Genomic DNA, 13462 nt, shown 5'->3' with positions numbered 1-13462 from the left:
GGCGCGTTGCCGCAGCAAAGCTGATTTCTACCAAGGCTTGCAACAAGCTAGGCTTGCTCTGGGGGCAATGCAAGGCCGCTCGGCGTCCAGCCGGCGAGCCGCTCCCAGGCCTAGGCTTGATCAGGATCAAGCGTTCAAAACGGCGTCACTTCTATTTTGGTCTGATGAAAGCCGTCCTTCTGAGGAGCGATTGATGCCTCACAAGCAGGTGCTGTTTCATTCCGCGGCCCGCGAGAAGATCCTGCGCGGAGCCTCGCTGCTTGCGGACGCAGTGCGGGTGACGCTCGGCCCGAAATCAAAATCAGTACTGATCCAGAAGAGCTGGGGCACCCCGATCGTATGCAACGATGGCGTCACGATCGCCAAGGAATTCGACCTCAAGGATCCGGAGGAGAATCTCGGAGCGCAGGTGCTGCGTCAGGCCGCGGAGAAGACCGGCGATCTCGTTGGCGACGGAACAAGCACCTCCACGATCCTGGCACATGCGATTCTTGCCGACGGCGTCAGGAACGTCGTCGCCGGCGCCAGTGCCATCGATCTGAAACGGGGCCTCGACCGCGCTGCCCGCGCGACGATAGCGGCCCTCCATGCAATGGCGCGACCCGTCAGGACAAAGGCGGAAAGAGCTCAGGTCGCCACCATCTCGGCTCATAATGATCCGTCCATTGGCGCGCTGGTCGCCGATGCGCTCGAGAAAGTCGGAAGCGATGGAGTGATCTCGGTGGAGGAATCCAAGACCATCGAAACGTCGCTCGACGTGGTCGAAGGGATGAAATTCGACCGCGGCTTCCTGTCGCCCTACTTCGTGACCGATGCCGATCGCATGGAAGCGGTTCTCGAAGAGCCGCTCATCCTGTTGTGCGACCACAAGATCAGCGCTCTGCGCGACATTATCCCGCTGCTCGAACAGATCGCAAAATCGGCACAACCGCTCCTGATCATCGCCGAAGACATCGAAGGCGAGGCGTTGGCCACGCTCATCGTTAATCAGCTTCGCGGCGTGCTGAAAGGCTGCGCCGTCAAGGCGCCCGGCTTTGGTGAGCGACGCAAGGCCATGTTGCAGGATATTGCAATCCTCACCGGCGCCCAGGTCGTCTCCGACGATCTTGGTTCGAAGCTTGAAAACGCTACTTTGCAGCAGCTGGGGCATGTCGCCCGTGTGGTTGCCGACAAGGAAAACACCACGCTGATCGGCAGCAAAGGCGAACGCAGCCAGATCGATGCGCGGATGCAACAACTTCGCCGCGAGATCGAGAAAACGACCGGCGAGTACGACAAGGAGAAGCTTGAGGAGCGGCTCGCCAAGCTGTCGGGCGGGGTTGCCGTTATCCGTGTCGGAGCGCCGACTGAAGCCGAGATGAAATCACGAAAAGAGGCGCTCGACGACGCCATCAGTTCGACAAAGGCGGCCGTTGCAGAAGGTATCGTGCCAGGCGGCGGGCTTGCCTTGCTTCGATGCGTCGAAGCCGTCGGCAAGGAGGAAGCACTCTGCGATGGCGACGAAAAGACCGGTGTACAGATCTTGAAGCGCGCGCTCGAGGCCCCCGCTCGCCAAATTGCTGAGAACTCGGCAACGGATGGCGGCGTGGTCGTCGCGCGCATGCTGAGTGGCGTCGGCAATTTCGGGTTTGACGCCGCGCGCAAGCAATATGTCGACCTGGTCGAGGCCGGCATTGTCGATCCCGCGAAGGTCGTTCGGACAGCCCTCGAGAACGCGGTGTCGGTTGCCGGCATCCTCCTGCTGACCGAGGCGACGATGACCGAAATCGCGGAGCCAAAGCGCGAACGGTTAGCGGAACCGGAAATGCCGGTGTGACGCCAGACCACGAAGACGGGGCTGTGCCCCCGAGCGGAGCAACAACTTTGCGGGGGCCCGCTGGGTGACGGCCGGTCATTGACTGTTGATTCAAGTCAACATGCCGCTTCATCCGACTGAGAGTATGGATTTGGTCCCGGAGTGAGGTCGTCATGATCAAGATCAACGACATTCTCGTCTACATTCCGACCGAGCAGCCACCGCAGCCTGTCGTTTCTGCCGCAGTCTCGTTGGCTGCCCGGTTCGACGCCCATCTCGATGCGATTGCAGTCGGATACATCCCGCCCGGTAGCGCGTATGTGGTCGATGGAGGCGCGGGCGCAGCGGTCGTCTCTTCAGAGATCTTCGAAATGGAGCGGCAACGCGCCGCCCAACGCAGCGCGGCCGCACTCGCCATTTTCGAGACGGAAGCCCGGAATGCAAACATCTCTCACGCAAGCCGCTCGGTCGAGGACCTGCCCGGTGAAGCCGCGTCCGCGCTCGGCGCTGCGGCCAGGCTCTATGAGCTGACGGTGGTCCTGCAGACGGACGCAACACAGGACAGTCACGACAATAGGACTGCGACCGAGATCCTGCTCCAGGCGGGCGGACCCGTCCTGTTCGTGCCGCATATTTTCCGCGGCACTTTCAAGGCCAACCGTATCGGCATCTGCTGGGATGGAAGCCGCCTTGCCGCCCGCGCTTTCAAGGACGCAACACCGTTTCTCTCTCAGGCAGAAGCGCTGGTCACGATTTCGATCAATGAGGCGCAGGTTGCTCCCACCGAGGCTTCAGCGCGAAAATTGACCGAACACATGGCTCGTGCCGGACTTACGACAACGCTGCTTGAGCTGACGGCGGAGCATTCCGAGATTCAGCCGTCCATCCTGTCCCTGGCCGCCGACGAAAGTCTCGACATGCTGGTGATGGGGGCATATGGGCATTCCCGCCTGCAGGAAGGCATTTTCGGCGGCGTCACCCGTGAAATGCTGAAGACGATGACGATCCCGACCCTGCTGTCGCATTGAATCGAGGCCGGCATCCGTGCTCACCGGATCATGAGAATGGACGTGATTGCGGTGACGCCGTCGATCCGGGATGCCGCTATTCTGATGTGCCAATCTAGGAGAACGCATCATGGGCGTAACAGGTGTTACCGCGCTGGATCACACCATTCAGGAGACGAATCTCTGGCTCAAGGCGATCGAGGAGCAGCTGGAGCTCGGTAGCCGTCAACAGGCCTACAACGCGCTCCGGGCTGTTCTGCATGCGTTGCGCGATCGCGTACCTCCGGAGGTGGCGACCAAGCTTGGCGCCCAGCTGCCGATCCTCCTGCGCGGGATTTACTACGAGAACTGGCACGCGGCGGGAACGCCGACCAAGGAGCGACATGCCAGCGACTTTGCTGATCACGTCGCAATGGAGCTGCCCCAGCAATTTCCCATCGAGCCGCTGAGCGTCATTCGCGGGGTGTTCGAGATCGCGTGGGAGAAGCTCGATCCCGGTGAATTTGAGAAACTGATGCACCATCTGCCGGCGCAGATCCGCGAATTGAAATCATAATCCGGGCATCTGGCCACGTCCGCCGAGCGCCCACCGACGGGAAGCCTTCATACCGGTCCAGCTGCGTGCCGCCAGACCAGTGGCGATGCCGTCAGACCGTCGAATGGACCCACGCAGCCCGACCACGTGAACTTCGATGTGCAGGGATCAACACTTTCCTGGGCAACGAGCATTCATTTCCTGACTGCAAGAACGTAGAGGTAGCTCATGATCGCGTAAACGTCCTCGTCGGAAAATTCAATTTGCGGCATATCCCTGTGCCTCGACACCATGCCTTCCGACAGCTCCGCCTGCAACTCGCGCCGATTGAACCGGGCGTAGATATCGCGCATCGGCGGAGCATTCTCGAGCGGGCTTTCGCCAACCGATCTGATCGCATGACAGCGCCCGCATTTTTCCTGCAGGATGGCCCTGCCTCGTTGCGCGGCCTTGCTGAGGTTCGCGGCGTCCACGTTTGTCGGCCAACACGAGAGCAGCCCGACCAGGAGGCCCAGAGCCCGAACCTTGAAACGCCCTGACATGCGTCCGACTCTCCGCAAGTGATCGGCACCGGCCCGGCTTGACCGATCCGCATACCGTCGCCCGTTGCAAATCATCCAGCACGCGACAGCCAATCACGTGTCCTTCGTCCGCATGAGACGCAGCAACATGACAGCCCTGCACGTTGCTCGAGTGCAAGCGAATTCAATAGCAGACCCGCACGTAGTGCACGTGCCGCCTGTGCCGGACCGCCCGGACATGGCAGTCGCCGTATCCGTACGGTCCCCAAAACGGACCTGGCCCCCAATACGGTGCCGGTGGGTCGTAATAGACTGGCCCCGGATAGCCGTAATAGGGATACGGCCCCCAATAGCCGCCGCTGAGGGCCGCGCCGAACAGTGCGCCGGCAGCCAGGCCGCCGACGATTCCTGCGGCAACGCGCCCGTTGCGAGCGTCGGCCCCCGTGGGTGCAAGCAGCGCAAGGGTCAGGACAGCCGCGGTCGCAACCGTGCCAATCTTCTTCTCGAAGCTCATTTCATTCCTCCTGCGCTGTTACCTAACAGAACGCAACATCGCGTGCGCAACGTTGCGAAGGATCAAACAATGCGCTAGCGCTTCAGCAATTTCTTCGCCCGCGACAAGGGTTGGGTGTTGATGACGTCCGCGGCTTCGAGCCAGCCTCGGCGCGCCTGATCGACGCCGAAACGCATGTTGGCGAATCCAGCCGTCGAATGTGCGTCCGTCGAGATTGCCAGCTTGACGCCCGCGGACTTGGCGGCATGAGCATGGATATCGTTGAGATCGAGCCGGTCCGGGTCGGCGTTGAGTTCGAGATGACAGCCGCGCTCGCGCGCCGCCGCAATGACGGCTTCCATGTCGATCTCGTAAGGCTCGCGGTCCCCGATCAACCGTCCGGTCGGATGACCGATAATCGAGACATGGCGATTGTCCATCGCCCGGATGATGCGCTCGGTCTGCATCTTGCGCGAGAGCTCGAATTTGTAGTGAACGGAAGCAACGACCAGATCGAGCCGCGACAGGATCTTGTCAGGCAGATCAAGCCGTCCATCCGCCAGAATATCGACTTCAGCACCTTTCAGCACCGTAAAGCCATCCAGCCGGTCGTTCAAACGATCGATCTCGTCGATCTGACGCGACAGACGTCCGGCATCGAGACCATGGGCGACAGTGACGTGTTGGCTATGGTCGGTCAGAGCCATATAGGCATAGCCCCTTGCCTTGGCGGCAGCCGCCATCTCGGCGATCGCGGCGGTGCCGTCGGTCCATTTGGAATGGACGTGCAGGTCGCCTCGAATATCGGACAGCGTAATCAGTTTCGGGAGCTTCTTTGCCTTTGCGAGCGCGATCTCGCCGCGATCCTCGCGCATCTCGGGCGGAATCAGGGGCAGCCGGAGCTTGCCGTAGATCTCCTCCTCGGTTGCTCCGGCGATGCGCCGTTTACCGGCGAAGAGGCCGTATTCGTTCAGCTTCCAGCCGTGGTCGTTAGCGAGTCCGCGCAAGGAGATGTTGTGCGCCTTGGATCCGGTGAAATACATCAGCGCGGCGCCGTAGCTTGCCTCAGGAACAACGCGCAGGTCGACGTGCAGCCCGGAGCGCAGCACCACCGCCGTCCGCGTATCGCCATGAGCAAGCACATCAGCGACATTGTCATATCGAGAGAGTCTCTCGCCGGCGGCGTGGCCGTCACGCGCCACCATCAGGATATCAAGATCGCCGACGGTGTCGCGCCTGCGGCGGTAGCTTCCGGCGACGATCACCCGTCCGTTGCTCGCGTTCGGCCTCAGATGGCTGAGGAGTGCTTCCGCTTCGGCTTCGGCCTCGGATAATCTGAAGCGCCTCTCGGCGCGAGGCTTGGCCAGCGCCGCGGCGAGCTTTTCCTCGCTCTTGGCACCGAAGCCTCGAAGCTCTCTCAGCCGACCCGACTTCACCGCGCGCCTGAGGTCCTCGAGTGACCGCACGCCCAGCTTGTCGTAGAGCAGTTTGACGCGCTTCGGACCCAAGCCCGGGAGCGCCGCGATCTCACCGAGATCGCCGGGCAGTTCACGCTTGAGTTTGTCCAGCACATCGAAATGATGGGTCGCGACGATCGTTTCGATCTTTCCTGCCAGATCCTTGCCGATACCTGGCAGCTCGGAAAGATCCTCGCCCGCCTTCAAGAGGTTGGTGATGCTCTTGGGAAGGCGCTCGATCGCCCGCGCAGCATTGCGATAGGCCCGCGAACGAAACGGATTGCCGCCCTTGATCTCGAGAAGTTCGGCGGTCTGGTCGAACATCTCTGCAATTTCGGCATTCTGTACCGGCATCGATGCACCTCCGTCGCTCGACAGGCTAGAGACGGATCGAGCTGTTTCCCTTGATGCAGATCAGAATTCAGGGACGCGAGCCTATTCGGTCGGCGACAGCTGCCAGCTGTTCAAGACGGCTTGAAATCTGCACCGGATAGTGCGCAGCCGACTTGGCGGTTCTCAGCTCCGGCGGCAGTTGATCCAGTTGCCGGCGCGCGTGAGCCCGGATGTCGTGAAGTGATGGTCGAGAGCCGACAGGGCGTCCGCCGAGCATCACAGCTTGGATCAGTGTTTCCCCCTCCTGTTGGTCCTCTTCGGTCGAAAGAATGTCGGCGAGCATACGGCCATCGCTGTCATACCGGCGCCAAACCTGCTTGCGGCCGGGCCAGGTGGCCTTTCCCGTCGAGCGCTTGCGGCGCGGCAAGCCCGCATACTCCTGCAGCTTATAGGCACAGTCGAGTGCCGGCGCATCGGACGACGTGACGAGGCCCGTGCCGATGCCGATACCGTCGATCGGCGCCGCGTCCCGAGCGAAGGCAATCAGGGTGCCCTCCTCTATTCCGCCACTGACAAAGATGCCGGTGTCATGGAGTCCGCCGGCATCCAGAATGCAGCGCACGTTCCTGGCGAGCGCAGACAGATCCCCGCTGTCAATCCGCACGGCGCTGACGGCAATTCCAAGCTCCTTCAATCGGGGCGCCAGCATGACGACCTTCCTCGCGGCCGCCTCGGTGTTATAAGTGTCGATCAGCAGGACGAGATTCTTCGGCCGGGCGCGCGCAAACGCTTCGAATGCTGCAGCTTCGTCATCAAAGGATTGAACGAACGAATGCGCCATGGTGCCATAGGTCGGAATGCCGAATGACTTCTCGGCCAGGAGGGTTGCCGTGCCGGAAAATCCCGCGACATAGCTCGCGCGGGCAGCCAGCAGCCCTGCCTCGGCGCCATGGGCGCGACGCAAGCCGAAGTCGATCAGGAGCTTGTCTGGCGCGAGTAAGACCATGCGCGCGGCCTTGGAGGCAATCAGCGTCTGAAAATGCAGGATGTTGATCAGGCGCGTCTCGACAAGCTGCGCCTCCGGCAAAGGAGCTGTAACCCTAAGGATCGGTTCATTGCCAAAGAACACGGTGCCTTCCGGCATCGCGTGGACCTCGCCGGTGAAGCGGAAATTGGCGAGATAGTCGATCAACGACTTGCTGAACCTGTCAGTTCGCTCAAGCCAGCCGAGTTCGTCTTGCGAGAACCGCATGTTTTGCAGGAAGTCGAGCGCCTGCTCCAGTCCGGCCGCCATCAGGAAGCTGCGCTGCGGCGGCAGCTTGCGTACAAAGAACTCAAACACGGCTGTACCAGTCTGGCCCGATTCAAGATACGCCTCGATCATGGTCATCTGATACAGATCGGTTAGCAGCGCGCTCGGTGACGGGTCCATCGATGTTCCTCGGCGCTCACATGACGTCGGTCATCCTGTCGATTTATGCGCATTTCCTGTTTGACGCCGGTCAAGAGGCGGAAGCAAGTTGCGTCTATCCTTTCTGGTGGAAACGCCGCGGCGTCCCGAGCAAGGCGCGGCAGTTTACGTCCGAGGCACCAGCCATGCCCTATCGCACAAATATCGATCTTCCCCCTCCTGTTCGCGCTCACCTCCCATCGCACGCGCAGGACATTTATCGCGAAGCGTTCAACCACGCCTTTGCCTCCCATGCGGAAGACGAACGGCAGGAGGAGATTGCTCACCGCATAGCCTGGGCGGCGGTGAAGCGATCCTACGTGAAGGTCGGCGACCGCTGGGAACCGCTGCCCCACGATCATTAGACCGCCGGCTCGTCAGGAAGCGGGCATGGATCTGTTTGATGGAAACCGTCTCAAAGTGGCAATCACCTCGTCGTCGCCGACCTGATGAAAGTCGCGATAGAAATAGCCGATCGCGCCAAACTCCTGAGGCTCATGCAGACAGACGACCGCATCGACTTCCGCATGCAATTTCCTGATGGTGTCCAGCGGTGCGACCGGGACCGCAAGCACGAGCTCTTTCGGTTCCTGCTTCCGAACAGCCTTGATGGCAGCAAGGGTGGTTGCGCCTGTCGCAACGCCGTCATCGACGATGATCGCGACCTGCCCCTTGACTTCGGCACGAGCCCGATCGCCCAGATAGCGCTCGCGACGCCGTTCGATCTCAGCACGTTCCTTTTTGCAGACGACCTCAAACTCTTCTGAAGTGACGCCGGACAGCTCGATCACGTCCTGGTTACGAATGGTGGTCATGCCCTCCCCATCCGCGATGGCACCCATTGCGAGCTCCGGCTGCCCCGGCAGCCCGATCTTGCGGACCAGCAGCAGATCGAGTGGCGCATCGAGGGCTGCTGCGACTTCCGCCGCAACCGGCACGCCGCCCCGTGGCAGCGCAAGAACGACCGGGTGCCGCCCCTTGTATTTGAGCAGCGCCTCGGCGAGTTGCCGGCCGGCATCGGTTCGGTTCTGGAACAGCATGGCAGACCTCACGCGGAAGAGGCGCAGGATATGAGCCGGATAGCCACTGCTATTGATCCGTATCAAGCTGCCGACAGCCGCGATTGGCGATAGGCATCATATGCCCGGATGGAAGAATGAACCCTGGGACGATGACGCTGAGAATAGCAGCGCGACAGCTCTTGCTCGCAAGGTGGCGTTTCTCAGCCGGCCGGACAGCTATGTCCCGACGCCCGACGCCGTGATCACGCGGGAGACCCACATGTCCTGGGTCTTCATGGTTGACGAGCGCGTCTACAAGCTCAAGAAGCCGGTTCATTTTCCATATCTCGATTTCTCCAGCCTTGAGCGCCGCGCAGACGCCTGCCGCGCTGAGGTTTCGCTGAACCGAAGGCTGGCGCCCGATGTCTATCACGGCGTGGTGCCGCTGACGGCTGCGCCGGGTGGCTACGCCATCGGAGGCGGCGGACACATCGTTGATTGGCTCGTCGTCATGCGCCGGCTCGACGAAGGCCAGACGCTCGAAGCCGGGCTTCGCGATCGCAAGGTCTCCCAGGGCCAGATCGATGGCCTGGCCAGTCGTTTGAGCCGCTTCTATTCGCATGCGCGCCGGATCATGATCAATCCGGAGAGCTACATGGTGACCCTGCAAAAGGCAGTTCTCGCGGATCGGCGAGGTTTGCTCGAGCCGGCCTTCGACCTGCCCCGCGGCACCATCGAGCGCATTGCCGACCTGCAATGCCGTTTCCTGCGGCGGCGGACCGAGCTGCTGGCGCAGCGGGTGCATCACCGGCACGTCCTTGACGGCCATGGCGATCTGCGGCCGGAACATATCTGGTTGAGCCCTCCCTTCCCCATCATCGACTGCCTGGAGTTCAATGCCTGCTTGCGGACATCGGATGCTCTGGACGAAATTGCCTTTCTGCACTTGGAATGCGCCCGATTGGGAGGACTGTGGGTCGCTGAGAGGCTTCGGCGGCATCTGGCCGTCCAGCTCAATGATGACCCGGCCAGCGGACTGTTCTTGTTCTATCGGATTGGCCGGGCCATGCTCCGCGCCAGGCTATCCATCGCTCATCTCGCCGACGCCCATCCACGGACGCCGGAAAAATGGCCGCGGCTGACGCGCACCTATCTCGAACTTGCCAAGGCGGACGCAGCGCAGCTCGAGCGGCAGCTCACGGCGAGAGCCAGAATTTGAATTGCAGGGATCAATCCTGATACGGAAGCAGCTCCGTCAGCGGCTCGTTGTGGTGCAGCCGACGAATGGTCTCTCCGAGAAGGGGCGCCGCCGAGACAATCTCGAGCTTGTCGCGAACCGCGCCCGGCGGAAGCCTGAACGGCGGCACGCTGTCGGTCGCAATGATGCGGTCGATCGCAGGATCGGCCAGCGTCGTTGCCGCGCCCGGCATGAACAGGCCGTGCGCGACGCAAGCTATTACCTCTTCGGCTCCATGGGCACGGGCCGCCTTCGCCGCCCGCACCAGGGTTCCACCGCTGCTGATGAGATCGTCCACGATCACGCACAGCGAGTTCGCCACCTCCCCGGCGAACAAATCGCCCGAAACGACACCGGAGCTGCGATGCTTCTCCACGAACGCCTTGCCGATCGGACGGCCGAGCGCCTTCCCAAGAACCTCGCGAAGCAGGTCCGCTCGCTTGCCGCCTCCGAGATCCGGCGAAACCACGGCAATCGGCCGATCCGCCGCGATCGCCTTGATCCTGCCGATCAAGAGCGGCGCCGTGCTCAACGCGACCGATGGGCAACGGAACGCGTTCTCGAACGCGGCCTCGTTGTGAACTTCGAGGGTCACCACCGCGTCAACACCGATCGCTTCGAACATGGTCGCAAGATAACGGATCGTGACCGGGTCATTGGCCTTGGTGCGACGATCTTTTCGCGCATAGCACAGATACGGTGTGACCGCCGTCACCCGCGCGGCACCGGCATCCTTCAATGCCCCGACGAGGAACAGCAGCCGGCACAGCTTGTCGTTCGGACTCTCGTCAGGACCGCCATGGAGGCTATGCAGAACGTAGACGTCGCAGCCGGCGACAACCTCCAGCGGCCGCACCTTGTGTTCGCCGTCCTCGAAGCTGCGTTCTTCGACAGCGGCGAGACGGCATCCAAGCGCATGAGCAACTTTTTCGCCAAGCACCTCCGTGCCATGAAGACAGAACAAGCGCAGGCGATCACCAATCATCGGTTACCTCCAACGTCAAACCTGCCCGTCGTCCGCGTCCCCACTCAGCCGCCGAGCTAAGCCCGCAGCCCATGTTTCCCGAGCATTCTGACCGTGCTCGCCTGCGGTCCCTTCTCTCCGATCTCCTCGACGTAGCTGACGCGGGCGCCGGGCGCGATGCTTGATCCACCCTCAACGACGCTATTGCAGTTGAAATAGACTTCGTGGCCATCCGCGGCTTCCAGAAAGCCGAACTGGCCGCTTGGATCGATACGCGCAACGGTTCCGATGGGTTGAGGCTCATGCGTCTTGACGTCGCCCCGCATCAGTCGCGCCCGGTCCTGCAGTTGTCGACGCGCGCGTTTGAATGCGTTGTCCACAGCGAAGGTCAAGTCGTCGTACCGTTCATCCAGCTTCGGGGTACGTCCAACGTGGACCTCCCGACCGTCAGGCAGCGCCAGCCGAACGCTCACCAGATATTGACCGCCGGTTTGGTGATGACCGCCCGGACCTTTGACCATGATGCGAGCCGCAGTGATCCGGCCAAAGCGACTCTCCAGTTCCGCGACATGTTGCTCGACGGCAGCCCGGATTTCGGCGGACACGCGGATCCCTTCAAATTCAATTTGAACTGGTGTTTGCATTTCCGGCTCCTCTCCCGTGTCAAACTTATTGGACCACGGGCGCGAGGAGCAGCTTTGAGCGAGATCAACCTGCCTTAAGCAAGAATGTTGCGGCCACAGAACCGCTCAAGCGTGACTACCTGTATTGGCAGGGCCGTGTCACCGTCCAAGCTTCCGCCAACGATCGCACTTCTTCCGGATCCGCCAGTGTTTCGCGCAGCACACCGCGGCCAGATGCAATGACGCGCGCCTGGCCGAGGTGATGGCTGCCGATCATGCGGTCCGACGATTGGCTTCGCCGGAGCCCCTCACGCGGACTTGTTCAAGCCGCAGACGCTGTCGGCTCCGCAAAGCCAACCCTCGGGCTCCTCGTCGACCGAGATCGCATCGGTTGCCCCGGCTTCCGGTCGCTTGAAGCCGAGCATCTCGAGAAGCTGGCCGACCGTCAGCTTCTCGTATTTCAGGTTCGCTCCCTTCTGGTTCAGAACCTTGATGTGCTGGGTCGTCATCAGCTTGAAGACGTCCAGCTTGTCTTCGGGCATCTTGATGTCAGACATGACTTGATCCTCTCTCCACCTTGCTACGCACATACGACCAGTTTACGAATCTCGTCGCCAACCTTGGCCACCGAAACGGCATATCGCTTGTCGAAATTGTCGCAGTATTTATCGTTCATGCTTCCAATCTGCTGGTGAGCATGCTGGGCGCACCCGCCGCTACAGATGAGCGCAAAACGGCATGACTGGCATTTTGCCATGCCTTCAAGTTGGCGCCCCTTCCACTGATCGTCTCTGCCATTGAGCACCACCGGCCGCTCTCGATAGCTGCCGACCAGCGAGCGAGCTGCGCCAATGTCTTCCCAACATTTGTAGAGGCCGCCGTCGGGTGCGAAGATGTACATTCCCGCATTGGCCGCACAATAAGAACCGGAGAACCGGAATTCTTCCCGCTTCCGGATCGCGCTCACGATCCGGCCCGCGACGCCCGCATTGAAGCAATCCAGCGACACATTCGTTTTCGGCGCCTGCGCCAGCACGATATCCAATAGCTCGCGATCGGACCGCAGTGTCTTCCGACCATTGGCCTTGTCGTAGATGATGTTTGCATTGAGATCGAAATTCGGATTCTGCAGGAAGCCGCGCGAACCGAACAATTCGTGCAACGGTCTGAGCTCGTGGAAATTGGCGCGGCTGAAATTGAAGCGCACAACGACGCGAACGCCGGGCCGCTCCCTCAGGACCAGATCGATATTGTCCACGATCCTGTCAAAGGTCCCTCCGCCATTGGTCAGGAATCGTTGCTTGTCATGGATCGCCCGCGTGCCATCGACCGAGATGTTGAGTGAATGGATTGCGTCGACCCCGATGACGTCCATGAACCGATCGACGTCATGGCCGTTGGTAACCGCCGAGAAGCGGAAGCCTCGCGAGCTGCCGAGCTCGACGGCGCGTTCGATGACCGGAAGATTGGAAACCCACAAGGGCTCTCCGCCGAACAAGGTGATGTTCCTGGACCATTGTTTGGTCTCCGACTGCTCGATCAGATCATCGATGCCGGCAAACACCGCATCGACATCGTCTCGCGACATGCTCACCTTGTCGCCGTGGCCCATGAAACAAGCGCCCGAGTCGGCACCAGGTCGATCGCTGGTCGCACGATCGATCTGCGAAAGCGGGTTTGGTCGGCGATCGATGTCGTTCTGCAGCTCCCGCTCAAAACAGTAACTGCAGCGGAAATTGCAGTCAAAGGTTGGCGCGATAACGAAATGTAGTTGCCGGCGACGTGCCTGCAGGGATCTGGAGATCTCCACCACCGCCTCTCGCTCCTCCAAGGGGGTAAGGCTCGTGATGAAGCCGCGCAGCCATAAGGCATCAAACTCGTCCTGATATCTCTGACGTATCAGGTCGAGCGAGCCTCTCTCGGTCAACGACTCGAACAGATCCTGCGAAACGAGGACCATGCCCCCGGTGTAGCCATGCAGGCCGAATACCGCGCCGTCCACAGGCGTCCAGATGCAGTACTTGCTCACGCGCAAATCCGGACACG

The 13462-nt window shown here is 61.2% G+C and carries 14 protein-coding genes; 5 read left to right on the top strand and 9 right to left on the bottom strand.

Annotated features, from left to right (window positions below; genetic code table 11):
* The first annotated feature begins 193 nt into the window (after window positions 1-193).
* From groL to ACQR1X_RS26830, 3 genes are all read left to right on the top strand, one after another.
* Window positions 194-1816, top strand: coding sequence for a chaperonin GroEL (gene groL / locus ACQR1X_RS26840; protein WP_434899960.1), 1623 nt, complete (start codon window positions 194-196; stop codon window positions 1814-1816).
* A 152-nt stretch (window positions 1817-1968) separates the two neighbouring features.
* The gene (locus ACQR1X_RS26835; protein WP_434899959.1) at window positions 1969-2823 is read left to right on the top strand and encodes a universal stress protein; all 855 of its coding nucleotides are present in this window, start codon (window positions 1969-1971) and stop codon (window positions 2821-2823) included.
* 109 nt (window positions 2824-2932) lie between these two features.
* Entirely contained in the window at window positions 2933-3358 is a 426-nt protein-coding gene (locus ACQR1X_RS26830) for a DUF2267 domain-containing protein (protein ID WP_315805378.1), read from the top strand.
* Between the two features lie 173 nt (window positions 3359-3531).
* Here the strand turns inward: ACQR1X_RS26830 and ACQR1X_RS26825 are convergent, their stop codons facing one another.
* The 4 genes from ACQR1X_RS26825 to ACQR1X_RS26810 form a co-directional block, all read right to left on the bottom strand.
* The gene (locus tag ACQR1X_RS26825) at window positions 3532-3879 is read right to left on the bottom strand and encodes a c-type cytochrome (RefSeq protein ID WP_315805377.1); all 348 of its coding nucleotides are present in this window, start codon (window positions 3877-3879) and stop codon (window positions 3532-3534) included.
* Window positions 3880-4042: 163 nt separating this feature from the next.
* Window positions 4043-4372, bottom strand: a complete 330-nt coding sequence (locus tag ACQR1X_RS26820; protein WP_315805376.1) for a hypothetical protein — start codon at window positions 4370-4372, stop codon at window positions 4043-4045.
* A 74-nt stretch (window positions 4373-4446) separates the two neighbouring features.
* Window positions 4447-6162 (bottom strand): DNA polymerase/3'-5' exonuclease PolX, encoded by a 1716-nt coding sequence (polX, locus tag ACQR1X_RS26815; RefSeq protein ID WP_434899958.1) that lies wholly within the window; start codon window positions 6160-6162, stop codon window positions 4447-4449.
* 67 nt (window positions 6163-6229) lie between these two features.
* Complete coding sequence (locus ACQR1X_RS26810) at window positions 6230-7573, bottom strand: nicotinate phosphoribosyltransferase (protein WP_434899957.1); 1344 nt, start codon at window positions 7571-7573, stop codon at window positions 6230-6232.
* A gap of 20 nt (window positions 7574-7593) precedes the next feature.
* Here ACQR1X_RS26810 and ACQR1X_RS26805 point away from each other — a divergent pair, with 20 nt between their 5' ends.
* Entirely contained in the window at window positions 7594-7956 is a 363-nt protein-coding gene (locus tag ACQR1X_RS26805) for a ChaB family protein (RefSeq protein WP_409997988.1), read from the top strand.
* A 12-nt stretch (window positions 7957-7968) separates the two neighbouring features.
* On the opposite strand, the gene ACQR1X_RS26800 is transcribed toward ACQR1X_RS26805, so the two are convergent.
* Window positions 7969-8631, bottom strand: a complete 663-nt coding sequence (locus ACQR1X_RS26800) for a phosphoribosyltransferase (RefSeq protein WP_434899956.1) — start codon at window positions 8629-8631, stop codon at window positions 7969-7971.
* 52 nt (window positions 8632-8683) lie between these two features.
* Between ACQR1X_RS26800 and ACQR1X_RS26795 the strand changes: the two genes are divergently transcribed.
* A complete protein-coding gene (locus ACQR1X_RS26795) occupies window positions 8684-9811 on the top strand; it encodes a hypothetical protein (RefSeq protein ID WP_434899955.1) in 1128 nt (375 codons plus the stop codon).
* Window positions 9812-9821: 10 nt separating this feature from the next.
* On the opposite strand, the gene ACQR1X_RS26790 is transcribed toward ACQR1X_RS26795, so the two are convergent.
* The 4 genes from ACQR1X_RS26790 to ACQR1X_RS26775 all read right to left on the bottom strand — a co-directional run bounded on the left by ACQR1X_RS26790 (window position 9822) and on the right by ACQR1X_RS26775 (window position 13445).
* A complete protein-coding gene (locus ACQR1X_RS26790; protein WP_434873818.1) occupies window positions 9822-10814 on the bottom strand; it encodes a ribose-phosphate diphosphokinase in 993 nt (330 codons plus the stop codon).
* 56 nt (window positions 10815-10870) lie between these two features.
* Window positions 10871-11437 (bottom strand): HPF/RaiA family ribosome-associated protein, encoded by a 567-nt coding sequence (locus ACQR1X_RS26785; RefSeq protein WP_434899954.1) that lies wholly within the window; start codon window positions 11435-11437, stop codon window positions 10871-10873.
* 287 nt (window positions 11438-11724) lie between these two features.
* On the bottom strand, window positions 11725-11973 hold the full coding sequence (locus ACQR1X_RS26780) for a hypothetical protein (RefSeq protein ID WP_316239207.1): 249 nt from the start codon (window positions 11971-11973) through the stop codon (window positions 11725-11727).
* 23 nt (window positions 11974-11996) lie between these two features.
* Window positions 11997-13445 carry a radical SAM protein gene (locus ACQR1X_RS26775; protein ID WP_434899953.1) on the bottom strand — a complete coding sequence of 483 codons (1449 nt, stop codon included), beginning with the start codon at window positions 13443-13445 and terminating at the stop codon, window positions 11997-11999.
* Window positions 13446-13462 lie beyond the last annotated feature (17 nt).

Source organism: Bradyrhizobium sp. HKCCYLRH3073, from assembly GCF_051167995.1.
Taxonomy (GTDB): domain Bacteria; phylum Pseudomonadota; class Alphaproteobacteria; order Rhizobiales; family Xanthobacteraceae; genus Bradyrhizobium.
The sequence above is the reverse complement of the archived record's forward strand: the minus strand, read 5'-3'. Positions and strand labels throughout refer to the sequence as shown.

Coding starts and splice junctions, on each gene's coding strand:
- polX (WP_434899958.1), bottom strand. CDS start 6,162: ATGCCGGTACAGAATGCCGAAATTGCAGAGATGTTCGACCAGACCGCC.
- ACQR1X_RS26810 (WP_434899957.1), bottom strand. CDS start 7,573: ATGGACCCGTCACCGAGCGCGCTGCTAACCGATCTGTATCAGATGACC.
- ACQR1X_RS26785 (WP_434899954.1), bottom strand. CDS start 11,437: ATGCAAACACCAGTTCAAATTGAATTTGAAGGGATCCGCGTGTCCGCC.
- ACQR1X_RS26790 (WP_434873818.1), bottom strand. CDS start 10,814: ATGATTGGTGATCGCCTGCGCTTGTTCTGTCTTCATGGCACGGAGGTG.
- ACQR1X_RS26800 (WP_434899956.1), bottom strand. CDS start 8,631: ATGCTGTTCCAGAACCGAACCGATGCCGGCCGGCAACTCGCCGAGGCG.
- ACQR1X_RS26825 (WP_315805377.1), bottom strand. CDS start 3,879: ATGTCAGGGCGTTTCAAGGTTCGGGCTCTGGGCCTCCTGGTCGGGCTG.
- ACQR1X_RS26835 (WP_434899959.1), top strand. CDS start 1,969: ATGATCAAGATCAACGACATTCTCGTCTACATTCCGACCGAGCAGCCA.
- ACQR1X_RS26780 (WP_316239207.1), bottom strand. CDS start 11,973: ATGTCTGACATCAAGATGCCCGAAGACAAGCTGGACGTCTTCAAGCTG.
- ACQR1X_RS26805 (WP_409997988.1), top strand. CDS start 7,594: ATGACGTCGGTCATCCTGTCGATTTATGCGCATTTCCTGTTTGACGCC.
- groL (WP_434899960.1), top strand. CDS start 194: ATGCCTCACAAGCAGGTGCTGTTTCATTCCGCGGCCCGCGAGAAGATC.
- ACQR1X_RS26830 (WP_315805378.1), top strand. CDS start 2,933: ATGGGCGTAACAGGTGTTACCGCGCTGGATCACACCATTCAGGAGACG.
- ACQR1X_RS26820 (WP_315805376.1), bottom strand. CDS start 4,372: ATGAGCTTCGAGAAGAAGATTGGCACGGTTGCGACCGCGGCTGTCCTG.